This window comes from Aeromonas sp. SER, from assembly GCF_038739615.1.
Lineage (GTDB): Bacteria > Pseudomonadota > Gammaproteobacteria > Enterobacterales > Aeromonadaceae > Aeromonas > Aeromonas jandaei.
This window is the reverse complement of record NZ_JBCGFC010000010.1, coordinates 107,270-128,671: the sequence shown is the minus strand read 5'-3', so window position 1 is coordinate 128,671 and position 21,402 is coordinate 107,270. Positions and strand designations below refer to the sequence as shown.

18 protein-coding genes are annotated in these 21,402 nt (G+C 61.4%); 11 read left to right on the top strand and 7 right to left on the bottom strand.

Annotation, left to right across the window (positions count from 1 at the left end):
- The first annotated feature begins 187 nt into the window (after window positions 1-187).
- Genes arnB through arnF form a run of 7 tightly spaced genes read left to right on the top strand, consistent with a single transcriptional unit; the run spans window position 188 to window position 7,614 of the window.
- On the top strand, window positions 188-1,324 hold the full coding sequence (arnB, locus tag AAHA41_RS15635) for a UDP-4-amino-4-deoxy-L-arabinose aminotransferase (protein WP_323070100.1): 1,137 nt from the start codon (window positions 188-190) through the stop codon (window positions 1,322-1,324).
- Between the two features lie 6 nt (window positions 1,325-1,330).
- Window positions 1,331-2,311 carry an undecaprenyl-phosphate 4-deoxy-4-formamido-L-arabinose transferase gene (gene arnC / locus AAHA41_RS15630; RefSeq protein WP_323070101.1) on the top strand — a complete coding sequence of 327 codons (981 nt, stop codon included), beginning with the start codon at window positions 1,331-1,333 and terminating at the stop codon, window positions 2,309-2,311.
- Window positions 2,308-4,299, top strand: a complete 1,992-nt coding sequence (gene arnA / locus AAHA41_RS15625; RefSeq protein WP_323070102.1) for a bifunctional UDP-4-amino-4-deoxy-L-arabinose formyltransferase/UDP-glucuronic acid oxidase ArnA — start codon at window positions 2,308-2,310, stop codon at window positions 4,297-4,299. The genes arnC and arnA overlap by 4 nt, the downstream gene beginning before the upstream one ends.
- Window positions 4,292-5,191, top strand: a complete 900-nt coding sequence (gene arnD, locus AAHA41_RS15620; RefSeq protein ID WP_323070103.1) for a 4-deoxy-4-formamido-L-arabinose-phosphoundecaprenol deformylase — start codon at window positions 4,292-4,294, stop codon at window positions 5,189-5,191. The genes arnA and arnD overlap by 8 nt, the downstream gene beginning before the upstream one ends.
- A gap of 31 nt (window positions 5,192-5,222) precedes the next feature.
- Entirely contained in the window at window positions 5,223-6,866 is a 1,644-nt protein-coding gene (gene arnT / locus AAHA41_RS15615; RefSeq protein ID WP_323070104.1) for a lipid IV(A) 4-amino-4-deoxy-L-arabinosyltransferase, read from the top strand.
- Window positions 6,866-7,210: an EamA family transporter gene (locus AAHA41_RS15610; protein WP_265782000.1), complete on the top strand. Its 345-nt coding sequence runs from the start codon at window positions 6,866-6,868 to the stop codon at window positions 7,208-7,210. The genes arnT and AAHA41_RS15610 overlap by 1 nt, the downstream gene beginning before the upstream one ends.
- Window positions 7,207-7,614 (top strand): 4-amino-4-deoxy-L-arabinose-phosphoundecaprenol flippase subunit ArnF, encoded by a 408-nt coding sequence (gene arnF / locus AAHA41_RS15605; RefSeq protein WP_104016302.1) that lies wholly within the window; start codon window positions 7,207-7,209, stop codon window positions 7,612-7,614. Before AAHA41_RS15610 ends, arnF begins: the two co-directional genes overlap by 4 nt.
- A gap of 72 nt (window positions 7,615-7,686) precedes the next feature.
- Here arnF and AAHA41_RS15600 read toward each other — a convergent pair whose 3' ends face one another.
- From AAHA41_RS15600 to yqhD, 7 genes are all read right to left on the bottom strand, one after another.
- The gene (locus AAHA41_RS15600; RefSeq protein ID WP_323070105.1) at window positions 7,687-9,015 is read right to left on the bottom strand and encodes a CoA-disulfide reductase; all 1,329 of its coding nucleotides are present in this window, start codon (window positions 9,013-9,015) and stop codon (window positions 7,687-7,689) included.
- A 79-nt stretch (window positions 9,016-9,094) separates the two neighbouring features.
- Window positions 9,095-10,495: an L-cystine transporter gene (locus AAHA41_RS15595; RefSeq protein WP_042031893.1), complete on the bottom strand. Its 1,401-nt coding sequence runs from the start codon at window positions 10,493-10,495 to the stop codon at window positions 9,095-9,097.
- 134 nt (window positions 10,496-10,629) lie between these two features.
- Complete coding sequence (locus tag AAHA41_RS15590) at window positions 10,630-11,916, bottom strand: L-serine ammonia-lyase, iron-sulfur-dependent, subunit alpha (protein WP_185228108.1); 1,287 nt, start codon at window positions 11,914-11,916, stop codon at window positions 10,630-10,632.
- Window positions 11,917-12,195: 279 nt separating this feature from the next.
- Window positions 12,196-12,975 (bottom strand): transporter substrate-binding domain-containing protein, encoded by a 780-nt coding sequence (locus AAHA41_RS15585; RefSeq protein ID WP_323070106.1) that lies wholly within the window; start codon window positions 12,973-12,975, stop codon window positions 12,196-12,198.
- Window positions 12,976-13,073: 98 nt separating this feature from the next.
- Window positions 13,074-14,558, bottom strand: a complete 1,485-nt coding sequence (gene pntB / locus AAHA41_RS15580; protein WP_041209536.1) for a Re/Si-specific NAD(P)(+) transhydrogenase subunit beta — start codon at window positions 14,556-14,558, stop codon at window positions 13,074-13,076.
- 11 nt (window positions 14,559-14,569) lie between these two features.
- Window positions 14,570-16,096 (bottom strand): Re/Si-specific NAD(P)(+) transhydrogenase subunit alpha, encoded by a 1,527-nt coding sequence (gene pntA, locus AAHA41_RS15575; RefSeq protein ID WP_323070107.1) that lies wholly within the window; start codon window positions 16,094-16,096, stop codon window positions 14,570-14,572.
- A 507-nt stretch (window positions 16,097-16,603) separates the two neighbouring features.
- The gene (yqhD, locus tag AAHA41_RS15570; RefSeq protein ID WP_323070108.1) at window positions 16,604-17,767 is read right to left on the bottom strand and encodes an alcohol dehydrogenase; all 1,164 of its coding nucleotides are present in this window, start codon (window positions 17,765-17,767) and stop codon (window positions 16,604-16,606) included.
- A gap of 157 nt (window positions 17,768-17,924) precedes the next feature.
- Between yqhD and AAHA41_RS15565 the strand changes: the two genes are divergently transcribed.
- From AAHA41_RS15565 to AAHA41_RS15550, 4 genes are all read left to right on the top strand, one after another.
- A complete protein-coding gene (locus tag AAHA41_RS15565; RefSeq protein ID WP_323070109.1) occupies window positions 17,925-18,827 on the top strand; it encodes an AraC family transcriptional regulator in 903 nt (300 codons plus the stop codon).
- A gap of 17 nt (window positions 18,828-18,844) precedes the next feature.
- Entirely contained in the window at window positions 18,845-19,357 is a 513-nt protein-coding gene (locus AAHA41_RS15560; RefSeq protein WP_201908989.1) for a lipocalin family protein, read from the top strand.
- A 412-nt stretch (window positions 19,358-19,769) separates the two neighbouring features.
- Window positions 19,770-20,465 carry a DUF969 domain-containing protein gene (locus AAHA41_RS15555; RefSeq protein ID WP_323070111.1) on the top strand — a complete coding sequence of 232 codons (696 nt, stop codon included), beginning with the start codon at window positions 19,770-19,772 and terminating at the stop codon, window positions 20,463-20,465.
- Window positions 20,465-21,388 (top strand): DUF979 domain-containing protein, encoded by a 924-nt coding sequence (locus tag AAHA41_RS15550; protein WP_323070113.1) that lies wholly within the window; start codon window positions 20,465-20,467, stop codon window positions 21,386-21,388. The genes AAHA41_RS15555 and AAHA41_RS15550 overlap by 1 nt, the downstream gene beginning before the upstream one ends.
- Window positions 21,389-21,402 lie beyond the last annotated feature (14 nt).

Sequence of the window (21,402 nt, the reverse complement as noted above, 5' to 3'; positions counted from 1 at the left end):
TATCCATAAAAACTCCAGCAATTGTTACCAAGTGTTGCTGTGTGCTTGAATAAAAACTCGCTATTCAGCTACTTTCGAAAATATATCGAGCGATATAGATATCTGTGCCGTGCATATTCCCAGTGAAAATCGGCAATACCGGTTTTCATCGCCATTTGATCTCTTGCGACATTAAGACTGGAGTCGTATGAAAAACTTTCTGCCATTCTCGAAACCCGCCATGAGCGAGGCCGAGATCAACGCCGTCAGCAAGGTTCTGCAATCAGGGTGGATCACCACAGGCCCGAAAAATCATGAGCTGGAGCAGCGCTTCTGCGAGACCTTTGGCTGCCAGCATGCGGTGGCGCTCTGCTCCGCAACGGCCGGTATGCATGTCACCCTGATGGCGCTGGGGATTGGCCCGGGTGACGAGGTGATCACCCCCTCCCAGACCTGGGTCTCCACCATCAACATCATCACCCTGCTGGGGGCCACCCCCGTCTTTGTCGATGTGGACAGGGATACCCTGATGGTCAGCGCCGGGCAGATAGCGCCGCTCATCACCCCCAACACCCGGGCTATCATCCCGGTGCACTACGCCGGGGCGCCGGTCGACCTCGACCCCATCCTCGCCCTGGGTCGCCAGCACGATATTCCGGTCATCGAAGATGCCGCCCATGCGGTCGGCACCCGCTATCGCGCCCGCTGGATCGGCGAGACTGGCACCGCCATCTTCTCCTTTCACGCCATCAAGAACCTCACCTGTGCCGAGGGGGGCATGCTGGTGACCGATGACAAGGCGCTGGCCGACAAGGTGCGGATGCTGAAATTCCACGGTCTGGGGGTCGATGCCTTCGACCGGATGACGCTGGGCCGCAAGCCGCAGGCAGAGGTGATCATGCCGGGCTTCAAGTACAACCTGGCCGACATCAACGCCGCCATCGCGCTGGTACAGCTGGCCCGCCTGCCCGAGCTCAACGCCCGGCGCGCCATCCTGGTTGCCCGCTATCGGGAGCTGCTGGAGGGGTTGCCGTTCGAGCCGCTCGCTATCCCCGATTATGCCCACCTTCACGCCTGGCACCTCTTCATGGTGCGGGTCGATCCGGCCCGTTGCGGCCTCGATCGCGATCAGCTGATGCAGGCACTGCAGGAGCGCGGCATCGGCACCGGCCTGCACTTCAAGGCGGCCCATACCCAGAAGTACTACCGGGAGCGCTACCCGACGCTCTCGCTGCCAAATACCGAGTGGAACTCGTCACGGCTCTGCACCCTGCCCCTCTTCCCCGACATGACGCTCTCCGACGTGGATCGGGTCGTGGCAGCCCTGACCGACATACTGGAGTAACGACACGTGAACCATAACGATATCAAGCGGGTCTCCGTCATCATCCCCGTCTACAACGAGGAGGAGAGCCTGCCCGAGCTGCTGCGGCGCGTCACCGAGTCCTGCGAGCAGCTGAGTCAGGATTACGAGGTGATCCTGATCGACGATGGCAGCCGCGACCGCTCCGCCGCCATCATCAGCGAGGCAGCTGCCCGCGAAGGGAGCAAGCTGGTCGCTGTGCTGCTCAACCGCAACTATGGCCAGCATGCCGCCATCATGGCCGGTTTCGAGACCGCCAAAGGGGATCTGGTGATCACCCTGGATGCCGACCTGCAAAACCCGCCGGAAGAGATCCCGCGGCTGGTCACCACCGCCATGGAAGGGTATGACGTGGTCGGCACCATCCGCCGCAACCGGCAGGACTCATGGTTTCGCAAGACGGCCTCGCGCTTTATCAACAAGTCGGTACAGCGGGCCACCGGCGTCCAGATGAGCGACTACGGCTGCATGCTGCGCGCCTATCGCCGCCACATCATCGACGCCATGCTCTGTTGTCAGGAGCGCAGCACCTTCATCCCCATTCTGGCCAACAGCTTTGCCCGCCGTACCACCGAGCTGGAGGTGGGCCACGCCGAGCGCGCCCACGGCGAATCCAAATATGGCCTGATGCACCTCATCAACCTGATGTACGACCTGGTCACCTGCATGACCACGGCCCCGCTGCGCCTGCTCAGCATCGTTGGCAGCGTGGTGGCGGGGATCGGCTTCACCTTCTCGATCCTGCTGATCCTGCTGCGCCTGCTGATGGGCGCCGACTGGGCAGCAGACGGCGTCTTCACCCTGTTTGCCATTCTCTTCACCTTTGTCGGCGTGCAGCTGATCGGGATGGGTCTGCTGGGTGAGTACATCGGCCGCATGTACACCGATGTGCGCGCTCGCCCCCGCTACTTCATTCACCAAATCGTTCGCTCCACCCCGGATGCTTCGCAACAGGAAACTCAATCATGAACGTTGTCGTCTTTGCCTATCACGATATCGGCTGCACCGGTATCGAGTCCCTGCTTCAGGCCGGCTATCAGATCCAGGCGGTCTTTACCCACGCCGACGACCCGGGCGAGAACCGCTTCTTCGACTCGGTCGCCCAGCTCTGTGCCGAGCACGACCTGCCGGTCTTCTCCCCCGAAGACGTAAACCATCCGCTCTGGATTGAGCGCATTCGCGAGCTGGCACCCGAGGCCATCTTCTCCTTCTACTACCGCAACATGCTCAAGCAGGAGATCCTCGATATCCCGACCGTCGGGGCCTTCAACCTGCACGGCTCCCTGCTGCCCGCCTATCGCGGCCGCGCGCCCATCAACTGGTGTCTGGTCAACGGCGAGACCGAGACCGGCATCACCCTGCACCGGATGACGGCCAAACCCGATGCCGGCGATATCGTCGCCCAGCAGGCGGTGGCCATTGCCGACGACGACACGGCGCTGACCCTGCATGGCAAGGTACGCCAAGCTGCCCATGCCCTGCTGGAAGGTGAACTGGTCAAACTCAAGCGCGGGGAGAGCCGCTTCACCCCGCAGGACGAGAGCAAGGCGAGCTACTATGGCCGCCGCACCCCGGCCGATGGCGAACTGCACTGGCACCGCCCGGCCCGCGAGCTCAACAATCTGGTACGCGCCGTCACCCAGCCCTATCCGGGGGCCTTCAGCTTTGCCGGCGATCGCAAGCTGACGGTCTGGAAGTCGCAGCCGCTGGCGATCCAGAGCGACCAGCAGCCGGGCACCATTCTCTCCCACGACCCGCTGCGCGTGGCCTGTGGTGAAGGAGTGCTGGAGATCCTGGCCGGTCAGGCCGAAGGGGGGCTCTATGTACGCGGCGCCCAGCTGGCCCGCGAACTGGGGCTGGTCGAAGGAATGAAGATCGGCGCCAAGGCGAGCAATGCCCTGCGCAAGGCACGCCTGACCCGGGTGCTGATCCTCGGCGTCAACGGCTTCATCGGCAACCACCTCACCGAGCGTCTGCTCCAGGATGGCGGCTACGAAGTGTATGGCCTCGACATCGGCTCCAGCGCCGTGGATCGCTTCATCGGTCACCCCAACTTTCACTTCGTGGAGGGGGACATCAGCATCCACACCGAGTGGATCGAGTATCACATCAAGAAGTGCGACGTGATCCTGCCGCTGGTAGCCATCGCCACCCCCATCGAGTACACCCGTAACCCGCTGCGGGTGTTCGAGCTCGATTTCGAGGAGAACCTCAAGATCGTCCGCTACTGCGTCAAGTACAACAAGCGCATCATATTCCCCTCCACCTCAGAGGTGTACGGGATGTGTGACGATCACAGCTTCGACGAGGATGAATCCCGCCTCATCGTCGGCCCCATCAACAAGCAGCGCTGGATCTACTCCGTCTCCAAACAGCTGCTGGATCGGGTCATCTGGGCCTACGGCAAGAAAGAGGGGCTCAACTTCACCCTGTTCCGTCCCTTCAACTGGATGGGGCCGCGCCTCGACAGTCTGGACTCCGCCCGCATCGGCAGCTCTCGCGCCATCACCCAGCTCATTCTCAATCTGGTGGACGGTACCCCGATCCAGCTGGTGGATGGCGGCGCCCAGAAGCGCTGCTTCACCGATATCGAGGATGGCATCGAAGCCCTGTTCCGCATCGTCGAGAACAAGGGCGATCGCTGCAACGGCCAGATCATCAACATCGGCAACCCGGACAACGAGGCGAGCATTCGCGAGATGGCGGAGGTGCTGCTCGCCAAATTCGATGCCCACCCGCTGCGCGACCACTTCCCGCCGTTCGCCGGCTTCAAGCTGGTAGAGAGCAAGTCCTTCTACGGTGACGGCTATCAGGATGTCTCTCACCGTCGTCCGAGCATCCGCAATGCCCGCAAGCTGATCGACTGGGAACCGACCATCGATATGGAAGAGACCATCGGCAAGACGCTGGACTTCTTCCTGCAAGGGGCGGTCACCACAGGAGTCGAGCATGACTGAGGTGGGTCTGCGGATCGACGTCGATACCTTCAGGGGGACCCGTGACGGGGTTCCCCGCCTGCTGCAGTTGCTCGACCGGCATCAGGTGAAGGGGAGTTTTTTCTTCTCGGTCGGTCCCGACAACATGGGGCGCCACCTGTGGCGCCTGCTCAAGCCCCGCTTCCTGCTCAAGATGCTGCGTTCCAACGCAGCATCTCTGTATGGGCTCGATATCCTGCTGGCCGGCACCGCCTGGCCCGGCAAGCCTATCGGCAGAGAGCTGGGCTCCCTGATGCGCGACACCGACAGCGCCCGTCACGAGGTGGGGCTGCACGCCTGGGATCACCACGGCTGGCAGGCCAACACCGGTCGCTGGGACGAGGCCGAGCTGATCCGCCAGACCCGGCTCGGAGTCGATGCCCTGAGCGAGATCCTGGGGCGCGAAGTGGATTGCTCCGCAGCAGCAGGCTGGCGAGCCGATCCGCTCACCACCCAGGCCAAGGAGCAGTTCGGCTTTCGCTACAACAGCGACTGCCGCGGCTGCGGCCTGTTCCGCCCCATTCTGGAGGATGGACGGCCCGGCACCCCTCAGATCCCGGTCAACCTGCCCACCTTCGACGAGGTGGTGGGGCATCAGGTGACGGTCGACGGTTTCAACCACTTCCTGCTGGAGCAGCTGGCGACCCCTACGGCGCAGGGCCCCCATGTCTACACCATCCACGCCGAGGTAGAGGGGATCGTCATGGCAGATCAGTTCGATGCCCTGCTCGGCGAGGCCAAAGCGCGTGGCATCCGTTTCGTCCCCCTTGGCGAGCTGCTCCCGTCCGACCCGACTCAACTACCGACCGGTCACCTGCTGCGCGGCACCCTGCCGGGACGCGAAGGGTGGCTCGGCTGCAAGGCAGCCCCATGAACCAGCTCACCAGATTGCAACCGAGGATCTCATGAAGATGACCCGATGGGCCCTGCCCCTTTTCTTTCTGCTCTTTTACCTGCTGCCGCTCAACCAGCGGATGCTGTGGAGCCCGGACGAAAACCGTTACGCCGAAATCAGCCGGGAGATGGTCACCACGGGTGACTGGGTGGTGCCCCACTTCCTCGGCCTGCGCTACTTCGAGAAACCCATCGCCGGTTACTGGTTCAACAGCCTCAGCCAGCTGATGTTCGGCGAGAGCAACTTTGCCGTCCGCTTCGCCTCGGCCGCCTCGACCGGGCTGAGCGCACTGCTGGTCTTCTGGTTTACCCTCCAGCTCTGGCAGTGCCGGCGCAAGGCGTGGTTCGCCAGCCTCATCTATCTCTCGACCTTGATCGTCTACGGCATCGGCACCTACAGCGTGCTGGACGCCATGGTGACCCTCTGGCTCAACGCCGCCATGGTGAGCTTCTACCTCATCCGGCAGGAGGGGCCGCCCGGCCGCAGGATGGCGGGCTATCTGCTGTTTGGTCTCGCCTGCGGCATGGGCTTTCTCACCAAGGGGTTTATCGCGCTGGCGGTGCCGGTAATCGTACTTGTCCCATATATGCTGACCCGGGGGCGCCTGCTCGAACTGGTGCGCTTCGGACCGCTGGCCATCCTGAGCGCCGCCCTGCTGGCCGCCCCCTGGGCCATCGCCATTCATCAGCGGGAGCCGGACTACTGGCACTACTTCTTCTGGATTGAGCACATCCAGCGCTTCGCCTCGGAAGATGCCCAGCACAAGTCCCCCTTCTGGTACTACCTGCCGATGGGACTGCTCGGCACCCTGCCCTGGCTGGGGCTGCTGCCGGGCGCACTGAAGCAGGGGTGGCAGGAGCGCAAGGTCGGCCCGCAGACTCTCTATCTGCTGGCCTGGCTGGTACTGCCCTTTATCTTCTTCAGCATCGCCAAGGGCAAGCTGCTCACCTATATCCTGCCCTGCTTCGCCCCGCTGGCCATCCTGCTCGCCAACAGCGCGGTCAATGCCCTCAGGGAGGGTCGCGCTCAGCCATTTCGCCTCAACGCCTGGATCAACGGCCTGTTCGGTCTCGTCTGCGTAGGGGTGCTGGCGGTACTGGCCTTCTCGCCACAACATGCGGTCTACGGCCGCTACGAGATGGGCAAGCTGGCCATTGCCATGGCGATCTTCGCCAGCTGGTCGCTGCTCGGCTTTATCCAGCTGGTGGCTCCCGTCCGCAGCTGGCAGCTGAGCGCCCTCTGCCCCATGGTGCTGGCCGTAGCCCTGCCGCTGGCACTGCCGTTATCGCTGGTGGACTCCAAACTGCCGGAGCACTTCATCAAGGCCAACCGGGAGATCCTGATGGAATCCCACACCCTGCTGGCCAACGAGGTGGGCACCGCCTCCTCCATCGCCTGGGAGACCAAACGCAGTGAGGTCAACCTGTTCGACAGCATGGGCGAGCTGAGATATGGCCTTGGCTATCCGCAGGGCAAGGGGCGCTATGTCACGCAAGAGGAGTTCCCGAACTGGCTGGCACAGGCTCGCCAGGAGGGGCAGGTCGCCCTGCTGCTGCGCACCGACGATGACGAGCAGATCGCCGCGCTGCCCCCGGCAGACAAGACCATTCGCAGCCACCGCTTCACCCTGCTCGTCTACCACGGGAATCGCTGATGGATATCCTGCTCCTCCTGCTGGTCAGCCTCCTCACCAGTGCGGGCCAGATGCTGCAAAAGCAGGCGGTCATCAGCTGGCAACGCATACCGCAAGGCCACTGGCAGAAGCTCACCTCTCCCTGGTTGCTGGGGAGCATTGCAGCCCTTGGCTGCGGCATGCTGCTCTGGATCTATCTGCTGCAACGGCTGCCGCTGAGCATGGCCTACCCCATGCTCAGCCTCAATCTGGTGCTGGTGCTGCTCGGCTCGCGCCTCTTTTTCCGCGAGCCGGTGAGCTGCCGCAACTGGCTGGGGGCTGCCGCCATCATTGTCGGCGCCCTGCTGCTGGGAGGTCTGTTATGAAGGGTTATCTCTACGTGTTGGGCAGCATAGTGCTGGTTACAGTGGCGCAGCTCTGCATGAAGTGGGGGGCGATAAGCCTCCCTGAGTGGCAGGCTGATCCCGCCGTGATGCTGGCTCACCCCCTGCCGCTCCTCACCATCGCCATCGGCATCCTCTGCTACGGGCTGTCGCTGCTCTGCTGGCTGGCGGCGCTGCACTCCACCCCGCTCAATATCGCCTACCCGCTGCTCAGCACCAGTTACGGGCTGGTCTATCTGCTGGCGGTGAGCATGCCGGCCTTTGCCGAGCCGCTGGTGGCGAGCAAGGCGGCAGGCGTTGCGCTTATCTTCTTCGGCGCCGTGCTGGTCGGCAGCAAACCGGCGACAGGCAAGCCGGAGCGGCAAGATCCCCCTGCCGATCCCTGAGGCAGTTTTAAGCAAAAAGAAGAGGCGGCACCCTGTGCCGCCTCTTCTCATTTTCCACCTGACCAGCGCCTGTTACTTCGCGACGTTGCCCGCCACGTTCAGGGCATCCCAGGTGCGGGAGAAGGGCGGCGCGTAGGCAAAGTCCAGCATGCCTAGCTGCTCGGTAGTCACCCCCATGGTGATGGCGACCGCCAGTGCATCAATGCGGTGTACCGCTCCCTTGCGACCGAGGATCTGGCCGCCCAGCAGCCGCTTGCTGCCCGCCTCGTACACCAGCTTGACGTGAATGTCGGACTGACCCGGGCAGTAGTTGGTGTGGCACTTGTCCTTGATCACCACGGTGCGATAGTCGATCCCCATCGCCCTGGCTTCCTGCTCGGAGAGGCCGGTACGGCCCGCCTCCAGCCCCAGCACCTTGAGCGCGGCGGAACCCAGAGTCCCCGGAAACTCCTGCTCTGCACCCGCGAGATTCTCGCCTACCATGCGCCCCAGCTTGTTGGCGATGGTGGCGAGCGGCACATAGACCTGCTGCTGCTTCACGCTATGCCAGACGCTGGCACAGTCACCGGCCGACCAGACGTTGGCCAGCGAGCTGCGCCCCTGCCGATCTACCTTGATGGCGCCGTTGCCGAGTCGCTCGATGCCGGTATCCGCCAGAAACTCGGTGTTGGGCTTGACCCCGGTACAGACCACCACGATATCGGCCTCGTACTCGCCCTGGCTGGTTCGCACGCCGGTCACCCGGCCATCCCCCAGCAGCGCTTCAACCCGCTCGCCAAGATGGAGGGAGACCCCCTGCTCACGCAGCTCGGTTTCGATGTGCTGGGTGATCTCGCCATCAAACGCATCGGGAATAACCCGATCCGCCAGCTCGATGAGACGCACCTCTTTGCCCTGATGCACCAGCGCCTCGACCACCTCCAGCCCGATAAAGCCGGAACCGATCACCACGGCGCGGCGATTGTTCTTGTCTTGTACCGCCGCCTTCAGCGCCAGTCCGTCGGCCATCCGGCGCAGACCGAATACCCCCTCCTGCTGCAAGCCGGGGATGGGTGGCATCACTTCGCGGGCGCCGGTGGCGATCATCAGCCGATCGTAGCGATCGGTGAAGGTGTCGCCGTTGTGCTCGACAGTCAGCGTCTGCGCGGCAGCATCCAGACTCAGCACCCTGTGGCCAATCTTGACCTCGATCCCCTTGGCGGCGAACTGCTCCGGGGTGAACTCGGCCATGTAGCCTGGCTCCTGAAACTCGTCGCCGACGAAGTAGGGCAGGCCACAGGCACCGAAGGAGATCACCTCGGATGCCTCATACACCACGATTTCGGCATCGATGGCCAACCGGCGCGCCTTGGCGGCCGCACTCATACCGGCGGCTTCGCCACCGATGATCACGATTCTCATAGTTGCTCCTGTCAATGACGCAGGGAGGGCATGCCCTCCCTGTGGTTGATGGCGGGAAGGTTACCCCTCCCGCAGCGGATCAGATGGTGGACTCTTCGCCGTCCAGACTCACTTCGTGATCGCTGTTGAATACATTCATGTCGGTCTCCCCCAGCAGGCGGCTGGTGACCGTGCCCGCGGTGATGGAGCCGGAGACGTTGAGCGCGGTACGGCCCATGTCGATCAGCGGCTCGATGGAGATGAGCAGACCGGCCAGCGCCACCGGGAAGTCCAGCGCGGAGAGCACGATCAGCGCGGCAAAGGTGGCGCCGCCGCCAATGCCGGCCACTCCGAAGGAGCTGACGGTGATGATGGCGATCAGAGTCATGATGAAGCTCGGATCCATCGGGTTGACCCCGACAGTCGGTGCAATCATCACAGCCAGCATGGCCGGATAGATACCGGCACAGCCGTTCTGACCGATGGTGGAACCGAAGGAGGCGGCGAAGTTGGCGATCCCCTCCGGAATACCCAGCGACTTGGTCTGGGTCTGCACGTTCATCGGGATGGAGCCCGCACTGGTACGGGAGGTGAAGGCAAAGGCCAGCACCGGCGTGATCTTCTTGAGGAAGCGAGCCGGGTTGATGCCGACCATGCCGACCAGCAGCAGGTGCACGGCGAACATGATGGCAATCGCGCCGTAAGAGGCCATCACGAAGCTGAGCAGATTGATGATGTCAGCGTAGTTGGAACCGGATACTACCTTGGTCATCAGGGCCAGCACGCCAAACGGGGTCAGGCGCAGCACCAGGGTCACCATCCGCATCACGATGGCGTGGGCCACGGCGATGAAGTGGCTGAAGCTGGCGAAGATCTCCGGCTTCTTGCGGGCAATGCCGGTAGCAGACAGACCGATGAAGATGGAGAAGATCACCACGGCGATGGTAGAGGTCTTGCGACCGCCGGTCATGTCGAGGAAGGGGTTGGCCGGAATGAACTCCAGTACCATCTTGGCAAAGGACATGCTCTCGACGCTGCCGAGGGTGCTCTGCAGCGCCGCACCGCGAGCGCTTTCCGCAGCACCGGCAGTGAGCCCTTCCGCAGTCAGACCAAACAGGTTGGACATCAGGATGCCCGCCCCGGCGGCGATGGCGGTGGTGAAGATCAGCACGCCGATGGTCATGGCGCTGATCTTGCCAAGGGCGGTACCGCCGTTGAGCTTGAGGATGGCGCTGATGATGGAGACCATGATCAGCGGGATGATGATCATCTGCAGCAGCTTCACATAGCCGCTACCGACGATATCGAGATAGTCGATGGTCTGGCCAATCACCGCAGACCCCGCTCCGTAGAGCAGCTGCAGGGCGGCCCCGAACAGGATACCCAGCCCCAGACCGGCAAACACCCGGCGGGTGAAGCTCACATGTTTTTGCTGCAACCGATAGAGGAAGAACAGCAAGAAGGCCGCAATGGCCAGATTACCGATAACGCTAAGTGTCATGAGATGACCCCCCAAAAAGCGGGCAATGCCCGGGAAACAAGAGCAAGCACGACGCATGCCCTGGCAACCGTGTCGGACGGCCTGACCCGTCACGACATAAACAAGGGGGTCTGAGCCCCCTTTGTTTTACAAACTTATGGCTTCTGCTGTTTCGCTCGCATGATGTTGATGATCTCGATATCCGTATCCAGCATCCCCTCTTTGGAGAGCCGGCCCAGATTGGCGATGGTCTGGTCCACATCGTCGGAGACGATCCCCTCGCTCTGGGGCACATGCAGGTTGTTGATGGCCATCAGGGAGGATTTCACCGCCGCCGAGGTGGAGGTAGAGACCTTCATGGAGCAGGCGCTGCCGGCGCCGTCACAGATGATGCCGGAGACATCGCCAATCATGTTGTTGATGCAGTGGCTGATCTGCTCGAACTGGCCGCCCAGCAGCCAGGTGATGGCCGCGCCGGAGCCCATGGCGGCGGTGCTGGCGGCACAGAGGGCCGACAGCTTGTTCTGATAAGTCTTGATGTAGATGGCCACCAGATGGCTCATCACCAGCGCCCGGGTCAGCTGCTCGTCGCTCGCCTTGAGGAAGCGAGCTGCTGCTACTACCGGCATGGTGGCGGCAATACCCTGATTGCCGGAGCCGGAGTTGGACATGGCGGGCAGCATGGCGCCATCCATCCGCGCATCGGAAGCAGCGGAGGAGAGGCGCATCGCCAACGTCATCAGGTCGTCGGAGAGCAGCTTGCGCTCCACCTGCTCGGTGAGGATCTTGCCGATGCGCAGGCCATAGCCCTGCAGCCCCTCGTCCGCCAGCGCCTGATTCATGGTGGCGGCTTCGCGGATGAAGTCGATCTCCGCCAGCGGCACCTGCAGGGCAAAATCGACGATCTCGCGCAAGGTCATGGCAGGCTTGCTGGAAGGGGCAGGCTGGATCTGCACGCCGGGAGCGTTGTCCTGCTGCATCAGCACCTCGCCATCCTTCTCCATCAGGATGATGCGGGTGTGGTCGGTACAGATCACCACCCGGGCGCTGTGACCCTCCACCTCGGCCAGCACCTCGGCGTAGAGCACGTCCGGCACATCCTTCACGTCCACCTTGATGGCGGGCAGCAGCGCCTTGGCGGCTTCCACCTGCTCTGAAGTGAGAGTCTTGAGCACCTCCAGCCCGGCATCCGGGTTGCCCCCTGTGATGCCGACCGCAGCAGCCACCGGCAGGCCGATCATGCCGGTGCCCGGCACCCCGACTCCCATGCCGTTCTTGAACAGGTTGCCGCTGACCCAGACACTGATACGGGTCGGATCCTGCCCCAGCAGCTTGCGGCAGTTGGCCGCAGCCAGGGCGACCGACATCGGCTCGGTGCAGCCAAGGGCCGGCACCACTTCACGCTTGAGCAGGGTAATAAAGTCGGTCCATTGTGCTTTCATCTGTGCAATCTCATCTTGGTGGCGCAATGCCTGTCATCGCCACAGGCAACAGCATGGCAAAAAGGGTGACCGGGGGTCAGCATCAATTCGGGGCGCGCCGCAACGGCGTCGCGAGAGAGGTAGCCGCCTGATGGCAGCTCCATGCAAATCAACTGAATTTGATTCTAATATCAATAAAATCAAATTAAGTTGCGCAATATCGCTTTTTTCAGCGCCATTATGCCCGTCTTTTAACAAAGTGCGACAAATTGTGAGGCAACGCACAGCGGGCGGGCCCGCCTAGAGGTGATAGCGGGCCAGCAGCTGCTTGTAGGCGGGGGTCTGCTTGAACAGTTTCAGGGCGGCAGAGAAACGGATAGCCAGCTGATCGTGGCCGGGTTTGTGGGTAAATCCGAGAAAGTTGCGGCTATCGTCGGTCAACATATAGGAGCCGTGGCTCACCTGATCCTGCAGCCCCTGGGTGTGCAGCAGATACCGTCCGACCAGCTCGTTGAGCACCACTCCGTCCAGCCTGCCCGCCATCATCAGGTGGAGCTGCTTGACGGCATTCCCCTCCCCTGTCATCGGCACCCGGATCACCCCGGTATCGGTCAGAAAGGATTTGCTGTAGGCATAGTCGGCCTGAATGCCGACCCGCAACCCCTTGAGGTCGGCCAGCCGGGCAACGTGGAGCGGGCGATCCACCGGATAGAAGAGCACCTCGCCACTGTAGGAGAGCGGCTCTTCGGGATAGTGGAGCCAGCTCTTGCGGGCTTCGGCAAAGAAGATGTCGATCACCGCATCCCCCTCGCGCAGCATCGCCTGCTGCAATACCCGCTTCCAGGGGAGCACCCTGATTTCGGTGCGATAGCCAAGCTGCTGCAGCACGGTACAAGCCAGATCGAGATCGGCTCCCATCAGTCGACCACCATCATCGCGCATCACGTAGGGCGGCCACAGTTCGGTCAGCAGCGTCAGGGTCGGCTGCTCGTCCGCCGCAACCGCCGAACCGGCACCAAACAACGAGGCCAGCAACCAGCCGTACAAGCCAATCCTTCGCCAACCCTGACACCACATCATGGAGATCCCTCATGGTCCGTATGGATTGAGGATATACAAGGGATGGGCAATAAAAAAGGAGGCCGAAGCCTCCTTGATATCCACTCTCTGAATGGCACTTACAGTGCTTTCAGGATTGCCTCGACGCTGGCCTTGGCATCGCCAAACAGCATCTGGGTATTTTCCTTGAAGAACAGCGGGTTCTGGACACCGGCGTAACCAGTGTTCATGGAGCGCTTGAAGCCGATGACGTTCTGCGCTTTCCACACTTCCAACACCGGCATACCGGCGATCGGGCTGCCCGGATCTTCCATCGCGGCCGGGTTGACGGTGTCGTTGGCACCGATCACCAGCACGGTGTCGGTATCGGCGAAGTCCTCGTTGATCTCGTCCATTTCCAGCACGATGTCATACGGTACTTTCGCTTCCGCCAGCAGCACGTTCATGTGGCCAGGCAGACGACCGGCAACCGGGTGGATACCGAAGCGCACCTTGACGCCGCGGTCACGCAGCTTCTGGGTGATCTCGGCAACCGGATACTGAGCCTGTGCCACCGCCATACCATAGCCCGGGGTGATGATGACGGAGCTGGAGTTCTTCAGCAGGTCAGCCACTTCCTCGGCGCTGGTTTCGCGGTATTCGCCCATCTCCTGATCAGCCGTGGAGGCCACGCCATCGGAGCCGAAGCCACCGGCGATCACGGAGATGAAGGAGCGGTTCATCGCCTTGCACATGATGTAAGAGAGGATCGCACCGGAGGAACCCACCAGCGCGCCGGTGACGATCAGCAGGTCATTGGAGAGCATGAAGCCTGCCGCCGCCGCCGCCCAACCGGAGTAGGAGTTCAGCATGGAAACTACCACCGGCATGTCGGCGCCACCGATGGAGGCAACCAGATGCCAGCCAAAGGCGAAGGCGATCAGGGTCATCACCAGCAGAGCGAAGGTGGAGCCACCGGCGTTGACGAAGTAGACCATCAGGGCCAGAGAGGCGACCACAGCCAGCAGGTTCAGCTTGTGGCGGTGCGGCAGCATCAGCGGCTTGGAGGAGATGAGACCACGCAGCTTGCCGAACGCCACCACGGAACCGGTGAAGGTCACCGCACCGATGAAGACGCCGAGGAAGATCTCGACCAGGTGGATGTTCAGCATGGCGCCGGTCAGGTGCTCGACCTGGGCAACGCTGGCTGCCTGCTCGAACGCCGCACGGGCGGCTGCCAGAGTGGCATCCAGGTTGGAACCGACGGAGACAACCACTTCAGCCGGGGCGGAGGGGTGCAGATCGATAAAGCTGTTGAAGCCCACCAGCACTGCCGCCATACCCACGAAGCTGTGCAGCACGGCCACCAGCTCGGGCATCTCGGTCATCTCGACCTTGAGCGCCAGACGCACGCCGATGGCACCACCGATCACCATGGCCAGAATGATCCAGTGAACGCCACTGGTCTCCGGGTTGAACACGGTCGCGATCAGGGCGATGGCCATACCCGCGATACCGAACAGGTTGCCATGTTTGGCCGTCTCTTGCTTCGACAGTCCCGCGAGACTGAGGATGAAGAGCACGGCGGCAACGATATAGGATGCTGTTACCAGTCCTTGAGACACGTTAAACCCCCTTAATCCTTACGGAACATCTTCAGCATGCGCTGAGTGACGGTGAAGCCGCCGAAGATGTTGATACTGGCAATCAGCACGGCGATGAAGGCCAATGCGGTAACCAGAGTCGACCCTTGCCCGATCTGCAGCAGGGCACCGACCACGATAATGCCGGAGATGGCATTGGTGACCGACATCAGCGGCGTGTGCAGGGCGTGAGAGACGTTCCACACCACGTAGTAACCGACCACACAGGCCAGGATGAATACGGTGAAGTGGGAGAGGAAGGCTGCCGGGGCAACGGAGGCGATCCAGCCGAAGGCGGCGATGCCGAGAGCACCGAACACGAACTTCTTGTTGGAGGGCTTGGCCTCTTCCTTCTTGGCGGCCGGTTTGGTGGCGGCCGGTTTCTGCGGGGCAGCAGAGACGGAGATGGCGGGCGGCGGGAAGGTCACTTCACCGGCCTGGATCACCGTCATGTTGCGCTGAACCACGTCTTCGAAGTCGATGGCAACGTTGCCGTCCTTCTCCTTGCACATCAGCTTCATCAGGTTGACCAGGTTGGTACCGTAGAGCTGGGAGGATTGGGCAGGCAGGCGACCCGGCAGATCGGTGTAACCAATCACCTTGACGCCGTTGGCGGTGACATGCAGTTCGCCCGGCACTGTGTATTCACAGTTGCCGCCAGCCTGAGCGGCCATGTCCACGATGACGGAGCCCGGCTTCATGCTGTCGACCATCTCTTTGGTGATCAGCTTGGGAGCCGGCTTGCCCGGGATCAGGGCGGTGGTGATGATGATGTCCACCTCTTTGGCCTGCTGGGCAAACAGCTCCATCTCGGCCTTGATGAACTCTTCGCTCATCACTTTGGCGTAACCATCGGAGGAGGAACCATCCTCACCGCCGAAGTCGAGCTTGAGGAACTCGCCACCCATGGACTCGATCTGCTCGGCCACTTCCAGACGGGTATCGAAGGCACGCACGATGGCACCGAGGGAACCGGCAGTACCGATGGCAGCCAGACCGGCTACGCCGGCACCGATCACCAGTACCTTGGCAGGCGGCACTTTACCGGCAGCAGTGATTTGGCCGGTGAAGAAGCGACCGAACTGGTGCGCAGCTTCAACAACGGCACGATAGCCACCGATGTTGGCCATGGAGGAGAGGGCATCGAGGGACTGGGCACGGGAGATCCGCGGCACCATATCCATCGCCATTACATTGATGTTGCGCTCGGACAGCTTCTTGACCAGCTCGGGGTTCTGGGCAGGCCAGATGAAGCTAATCAGAGTGGCGCCATCTTTAATTTGTGCGATCTCGGCATCGGTCGGCGCATTGACCTTGAAGATAAGGTCGGCTTGCCAGACATTCGGCACCACGCTGGCACCGGCAGCCTCGAAGGCGGCATCATCGAAGCTGGCCGACAGGCCTGCGCCGGTCTCGATGGCGACCTCGAAGCCGAGCTTTTTCAGCTGCTCGACGGTAGCCGGGGTCGCTGCGACCCGGGTCTCACCGACGAGACTCTCTCTCGGTATTCCAATCTGCATGACTATTCCCTGATGGTTAATAAACAATCGCTGCCCAGTGTCTCATTTCTGGCGAAACAAGACATGACCAAAGTGCAGGTCTTGGGCTCTTTGTTATGAAAATCAGTAGGCTTTACCTCAACCTCCTGTCATGGTCAGGCCCCCGCTTTTCAGGCGCGAAGGTGATTAGTATCAAATTTTGGAGTTTTATTACAACCGCACGCCCGACAGCACGCGTACAGATTTCAGCCCATCCCCGCCGAGGATTAAAAAAAACAAACCAAATTAGAGGCTTATACCAGTAAAAACGGCTGAAAAAAGTGATCCAACCAGTCAAAAAAAATGTTTCACCGGCTCTCTATCTTAGCGTTTTTTGTTCTTACGAAATGCGCCGGAGCTCTGTACGGCTGCGGCAAAGGCCGAAAAATAACAATTTCACAACAATGACAGGGCCGCACTCCCGCCAGCTGGCAGGAGGCGGCCCTCGATATTCAATCGTTTCGCCGGTTGGCGCCCGATCCGGGGCTTTTACCAGGCAGCTTCATAAATATGCTGGCTCTGCACCAGATCAATATCGCCGTGCTCGCCCAGGCGGCTCATGCCGTGCTCACCCAGCTTGCCGATCAGGGTATCGATACCCAGATCTTTGAGACCGTAGTCGCGCAGTCGGGTCTTGACCCCCATCCGCTCGAAGAAGTCGCGGGTCTCGGCGATGGCATCGTCGATGCGCTCCGCTTCGCTGCCGCTGCGCAGACCCCACACCCGCTCTGCGTATTGCAGCAGCTTGGCATGCTTCTGTTTGCGCTTGGCCTGCAGCAGGGCGGGCAGCACGGCTGCCAGAGTCTGGGCATGGTCAAGGCCGTGCAGGGCGGTCAGCTCGTGACCCAGCATGTGGGTGGCCCAGTCCTGCGGCACACCGGCACCGATCAGGCCGTTCAGCGCCATGGTGGCACTCCACATGATGTTGGCGCGAACCTCATAGTTGTGCGGTTCGGCCAGCGCCTTGGGGCCCTCTTCAATCAGGGTCAGCAGCAAGCCTTCGGCGAAGCGATCCTGCACCTTGGCGTTGACCGGATAGGTGAGGTACTGCTCCACGATGTGGACGAAAGCATCCACCACTCCGTTCGCCACCTGACGCTCGGGCAGGGTGTAGGTGAGCACCGGATCGAGAACGGCAAAGCGCGGCATCACGAACGGCGAGAAGAAGTGCACCTTGTCGCCACTGCTGCGACGGGTGATGACGGCACCCATGTTCATTTCTGAACCGGTTGCCGGCAGGGTCAGCACCGAACCGAGCGGGATGGCGGAGCGCACTTCGCTGCCGACGGTCTCGAGAATGTGCCAGGGATCCATGGCCGGATCGTAGTGCGCGGCAGCGGCGATAAACTTGGTACCATCGAGCACCGAGCCGCCGCCAACGGCGAGCAGGAAATCGACCCGCTCGGCACGGGCCAGCTCCACGGCGCCCATCAGGGTCTCGTAGGCCGGGTTGGGCTCGATGCCGCCAAATTCAAACAGAGTGAAGCCAGCCAGTTCGCGGCGGATCTGCTCCAGCAGGCCGCTGCGTACCACGCTGCCGCCACCGTAGGTGATCATGACGCGGGCATCGCTCGGGAGCTGGTCGCGCAGCTGGGCGATCTGCCCCTGGCCGAACAGGATTTTGGTCGGGGTATGGAGAGTAAAGTTGTTCATCGACATTGCCTTCTTCTGATAGTCAGGGCGGCCTGGCCGCGAAATCGTGATTGCATTTTTCTCCAGAACACCCCTACCATCAAGACAACATCCTGCTTGATTCTTGCCTATTTCTACAAAGCAGCGAAAACTGGAACAGACGAATCAAAGAGCCCCCATGCAAAACCGTTACAGCGACCTCGCCGCCAGAGTGGCCCGCCACGTCACCACTCCCGGCATATCCCCGTCCCCGGTGAAACAGGTCAATCTCATCTACACCACCGAGTACCACGGCCGTACTCCGGTGCTCTACCAGCCGCGGATGATCGTGATCCTGCAGGGGCACAAGGTGGGCTATCTGGCGGATCAGGTATTTCGCTACGACCCCAACCACTACCTGCTGATGACCCTGCCGCTGCCCTGCGAGTGCGAGTGTTTCGCCTCCCCCGAGCAGCCCCTGATCGGTTTCTCCATCGAGATCGATCTGGTCATCCTGCAGGAGCTGTTGCTTGAGCTGGGCGATGCCCTGCCCGCCCCCGCTCCGCAAAAGAGCGGCGTCCACTCGGTCCCCCTGTCGGAGACCATGTTCTGCGCCGCCGAGCGGCTGATCGAGCTGATGGACAACCCGCTGCACGCCAGGGTGCTGGGGCCGCAGACGGTGCGGGAGATGCTGTTTCACGCCCTCACCGAGGGGGGCGGCCCGGCGTTGCAGGCGCTCGCCAACCGCCACAATCATGTGGGCCAGATTGCCCGGGTGCTGCGTATGATAGAGCAGCGCTACGCCGACAACCTCACCATGGAGGAGCTGGCGCGGGAGGTGAACATGAGCGTCTCCGCCTTTCACCACCACTTCAAGGCAGTCACCGCCACCTCGCCGCTGCAGTACATCAAGTCGTTTCGCCTGCACAAGGCGCGTCTGATGATGCTGCACGACGGCATCAAGGCGGGGGCGGCCGCAGCCAGAGTCGGTTACGAGAGCAACTCCCAGTTCAGCCGGGAGTACAAACGGTTCTTCGGCAGCACGCCGACAGATCAGGCCTCCCGCTTTCGGGATGGCCAGCTTCGCATCATAGAGGGATAACGAGAGAGGGATTACCTATGCGTTCACTGCTTTGTCTGTTTACCGTCTGGCTGCTGACGGCCTGCACTGGCCTCGCCGACGGCATCCGCCCCGTCACCGGCTTCCAGCTCGACCGCTATCTCGGCACCTGGTACGAAATCGCCCGCCTCGACCACGGCTTCGAGCGCGGGCTGGAGCAGGTGAGCGCCACCTACAGCCTGCGTGACGATGGCGGCGTCAAGGTGCTCAACCGCGGCAAGCAGAGCGATGGCAGCTGGCGCGAGGCCGAAGGCAAGGCCTACTTCGTCGGCAGCCCTGACGAGGCACGGCTCAAGGTGAGCTTCTTCGGCCCCTTCTATGGCGGCTACAACGTCATCGATCTCGATCCCGATTACCAGCTCTCGCTGGTGACCAGCTACAACCACGACTACCTCTGGATCCTCTCCCGCTCACCCAACCCGCCCAAAGCGAAGGTGGATGCGCTGCTCGCCAAGGCGAAGTCGTTGGGCTTTGCCACCGACCAGCTTATATGGGTCAAACAGAGTCATTGACCCCCGCTACCGGTGGCGAAACGCCTTCGCCACCGGCTTGTTTTTCCTTTCCAGTGAATACCCCGCCCCCACCTTCGCAGCCATAAAAATACCGCCGGTTGATTGTTGCCAATATATTGCGAAGCTGCATCATGCCCTGCCAATAACGCAACAAATAATAGCCATATTGTCAGTTCTGCCTTGCCACACAGGCACCGACAATCATTGCCACAGCTGATTAAGGTGAAACGAAATAGCGTCGAAATAACGGGATTCACCGTTGACCAGAGAGCAATAAACCAACAGCGAAACGTAATTAAAAACCAAACGAATCCCACCAAAGTGATTATTTGTTGCCATCCCCGGAGTCTGGTGATAAACAACTCGGCTACCAAAAATTACACATAAATATTCACTTTAACGAGGTGGCTAATTGGAATGGATTAAACTGAGCGGCATTCTTATTATTTTGTTGGGTTTTTATTTCAAACTCGACACCCTGGCTGTCGTACTGGTGGCCGCCGTCACCACGGCGCTGGTCTCCGGTCTATCCATGACCGATTGCCTCTTCCTGCTGGGGGAAGCCTTCGTCTCCAACCGCATGGTGACGCTGTTTCTGCTGACCCTGCCGATGATCGGCATCTGTGAACGCTACGGCCTCAAACAGCAGGCAGTCACCCTGATCGAGCGGATCAAGAAGCTCACCCCGGGCAAGTTCATGACCCTCTATATGTTTATCCGCGAACTGGCCGGTCTCTTCTCGGTACGGGTTCAGGGTCATACCCAATTTATTCGGCCGCTGGTCAACCCCATGACTCAGGCAGCCGCCACCAAGGTGCACGGCAAATTAAGCGAAGAGGACGAGGAATATATCAAGGCGCGGGTTTCCGCCACCGAAAACTACGGCAATTTCTTTGCCCAGAATACCTTCGTCGCCTCAGCCGGGGTATTGCTGATCGTCGGTACATTTGAATCTCTTGGATATAGCGTCTCTGCCGTCGATATTGCCAAGGCATCCATGCCAATCGCCATTATCGCCCTGCTGATGGTGGCTATTTCCAATATGTGGTTTGACCGTCAGATGGCCAAGAAATATACCGTGAGCAGCGACAAGGAGGGGCAACAATAATGGCGACCCTCATCCCCAACATGCTCGAATTCTTTTATGTGCTGATCGGTGTCATCCTGTTCAGCAGCGCCTGGCGCGTCCTGCGTGACCCCAGCCACCCGGCCAAAATCGGTACCACCCTGTTCTGGACCATCCTGGGTGTGCTGTTTGCCTTCGGCAGCTATATCCCCAATGTCATTAATGGCGTGCTGATCCTCGCCATGGGGGTCATCACCCTGCTCAAGCAGGTGAAGATCGGCAAGCTGGAGCAGGCGAGCGAGGAGGAATCCCAGCGCCACGCCAACCGCATCGGCAACCGGATCTTCCTCCCCTGCATCCTGCTGGCCGTGCTGGCGGTGGTGATCGCCCAGTTCACACCCCTTGGCGGTCAGGTCGGTATCGGTCTGGCGGCGGTCATCGCCTTCGTCATCACGGTACTGCTGACCCGTGCCACCCCCTCCACCGTGGTGGGTGACTCCGACCGGATGATCCAGCAGGTCGGCATCACCGGCATTCTGCCGCAACTGCTGGCAGCCCTCGGGGTGATCTTCAACAAGTCCGGCGTCGGCGATGTCATCTCCCACGGGATCTCCACCGTGGTGCCGGTCGGCAGCCCATTCGTCGGCGTGGTGGCCTACTGCCTCGGCATGATGGTCTTCACCATGATCATGGGCAACGCCTATGCTGCCTTCACCGTCATCACCGCCGGCATCGGCATCCCCTTCGTCATCGCCCAGGGCGGTGACCCGGTGGTGGCCGGTGCGCTGGCGATGACCGCCGGCTTCTGCGGCACCCTGATGACCCCCATGGCCGCCAACTTCAACGCCCTGCCCGCCGCCCTGCTGGAGATGAAGGATCTCAACAAGGTGATCAAGGTGCAGGTGCCGATGGCGCTGACGCTGGTGCTGATCCATATCGCACTCATGTATTTCTGGGCATTCTGACCATTCGGGAGAAG

Coding starts and splice junctions, on each gene's coding strand:
- arnB (WP_323070100.1), top strand. CDS start 188: ATGAAAAACTTTCTGCCATTCTCGAAACCCGCCATGAGCGAGGCCGAG.
- arnA (WP_323070102.1), top strand. CDS start 2,308: ATGAACGTTGTCGTCTTTGCCTATCACGATATCGGCTGCACCGGTATC.
- arnD (WP_323070103.1), top strand. CDS start 4,292: ATGACTGAGGTGGGTCTGCGGATCGACGTCGATACCTTCAGGGGGACC.
- arnT (WP_323070104.1), top strand. CDS start 5,223: ATGAAGATGACCCGATGGGCCCTGCCCCTTTTCTTTCTGCTCTTTTAC.
- AAHA41_RS15610 (WP_265782000.1), top strand. CDS start 6,866: ATGGATATCCTGCTCCTCCTGCTGGTCAGCCTCCTCACCAGTGCGGGC.
- arnF (WP_104016302.1), top strand. CDS start 7,207: ATGAAGGGTTATCTCTACGTGTTGGGCAGCATAGTGCTGGTTACAGTG.
- AAHA41_RS15600 (WP_323070105.1), bottom strand. CDS start 9,015: ATGAGAATCGTGATCATCGGTGGCGAAGCCGCCGGTATGAGTGCGGCC.
- AAHA41_RS15595 (WP_042031893.1), bottom strand. CDS start 10,495: ATGACACTTAGCGTTATCGGTAATCTGGCCATTGCGGCCTTCTTGCTG.
- AAHA41_RS15590 (WP_185228108.1), bottom strand. CDS start 11,916: ATGAAAGCACAATGGACCGACTTTATTACCCTGCTCAAGCGTGAAGTG.
- AAHA41_RS15585 (WP_323070106.1), bottom strand. CDS start 12,975: ATGATGTGGTGTCAGGGTTGGCGAAGGATTGGCTTGTACGGCTGGTTG.
- pntA (WP_323070107.1), bottom strand. CDS start 16,096: ATGCAGATTGGAATACCGAGAGAGAGTCTCGTCGGTGAGACCCGGGTC.
- yqhD (WP_323070108.1), bottom strand. CDS start 17,767: ATGAACAACTTTACTCTCCATACCCCGACCAAAATCCTGTTCGGCCAG.
- AAHA41_RS15565 (WP_323070109.1), top strand. CDS start 17,925: ATGCAAAACCGTTACAGCGACCTCGCCGCCAGAGTGGCCCGCCACGTC.
- AAHA41_RS15560 (WP_201908989.1), top strand. CDS start 18,845: ATGCGTTCACTGCTTTGTCTGTTTACCGTCTGGCTGCTGACGGCCTGC.
- AAHA41_RS15550 (WP_323070113.1), top strand. CDS start 20,465: ATGGCGACCCTCATCCCCAACATGCTCGAATTCTTTTATGTGCTGATC.